The sequence below is a fragment of the Heyndrickxia ginsengihumi genome (genome assembly GCF_011008565.1).
Lineage (GTDB): Bacteria > Bacillota > Bacilli > Bacillales > Bacillaceae_C > Weizmannia > Weizmannia ginsengihumi.
In genome coordinates this window covers 1-1,446 of record NZ_JAAIWK010000056.1, presented here as the reverse complement: position 1 = coordinate 1,446, position 1,446 = coordinate 1, and the positions used below count along the sequence as shown (strand labels likewise).

Annotated in this window: 1 protein-coding gene; it reads right to left on the bottom strand. The window is 36.3% G+C overall.

What is annotated here, in order from left to right:
- Positions 1-40: 40 nt before the first annotated feature.
- Positions 41-1,389, bottom strand: a protein-coding gene (locus G4D61_RS17780) for an IS3 family transposase (RefSeq protein ID WP_152604327.1) whose coding sequence is annotated in 2 segments (ribosomal slippage) — positions 41-927 and positions 927-1,389 — 1,350 coding nt in all. Because the reading frame shifts where the segments join, the coding sequence is not laid out codon by codon here.
- Positions 1,390-1,446: the final 57 nt, after the last annotated feature.

Here is a 1,446-nt window from a genome sequence, read left to right as displayed (position 1 = left end):
TGCATGAAGTGACCCCAAAAAGTTAGACACATTTATTTCATTAGATAGCTAAGGTTTGAACTCGGTATTGCACAGGGCTCAAGCCTTTTAGTTTTGTCTTAATTCGTTTGTTGTTATAGTACTCGATATATTTTTCTAGTTCTAATTTAAAATGTTCCATATTCTCAAATTCCTTAAAATAGAGGAACTCTGATTTTAGTATTCCAAAGAAGTTCTCCATAACAGAATTATCGTAACAGTTGCCTTTACGTGACATACTTTGTGTGATTCCATGAGCTCGGAGCGCTTGACGATATTGTTTCATTTGATAATGCCATCCTTGGTCCGAATGCATCAGGAGTTGGTGGATTTCTGGTAAACAGTTGAATGCCTTTTCTAGCATCTCTGAAACAAGGGAATACGTTGGTCTAGAGCCAAGAGTGTACGTGATTACTTGTCCATTAAATAAATCTAATACAGGTGAAAAATAAAGTTTTTCACCAAACAATTTGAATTCTGTAATGTCTGTTACCCATTTCTCGTATGGTTGAGTCGCCTTAAATTGACGATCTAAAAGGTTTGGTGCTATCTTTCCGACAGTCCCCTTATACGAACGATATTTTTTCATGCGAACAAGGCATTTTAACCCTAATTCTTTCATAAGGCGTTGCACTTTTTTATGATTCACTTTTTGACCACGATTCGCTAATTCATCACGAATACGACGATACCCGTAACGTCCTTCATGCTCGTCATAGATCGATTGAATTTCTTGTTTTAATGCTGCATCTGGATCAGGACGGTTCATTCTTTTCACTAAATCATAATATGTACTGCGTGGAATTCCAGCTAGTTTCACTAGCTCTTTCACCGGAAATTCATGCCTTAGTTCATAGATTACTTGTGCTTTGTCTTGTTTGGTGATTTTTCCTTGCTTTGAACTAAGGCATTCAACTTTTTTAAATACGCATTTTCCATACGTAAACGCTCAAGTTCTTTTTGAATTGCTTCTAATTGATTTTCCGTTACTTTCTTTTGTTTTTTTGACATATTTAGACGGCCTTCTTTCTTTAAAACAGGCACATCTAGGTCTCCTTTATGCCACTTTTCTTCCCACCGTTGAATGGTATAGGGAGAAGACAGATTAAACGCAATCGCTGTTTCTAGATAAGATGCACCGTTTTCAGTTCGATAGTTTAGTACCTTCAGTTTAAACGTAGCATCATAAGTTGTACAGCTACTTCTAGGTGATAAAGCATGTATTCCATGCGATTTATATAGACCTACCCATTTTCTTACCGATTTTCGATCGACTCCTACGAATTCACTTACCTCACGATAGGAGTATTTCCCCGTTAAATACAGTTGTACTGCTACATATTTTTCTTTTTCTGTAAATCGTTTTTTCATAATAAAACACCCCGATTATTATTTTCAAATTGTGTCTAATAATCGGGGTGCAGTGCA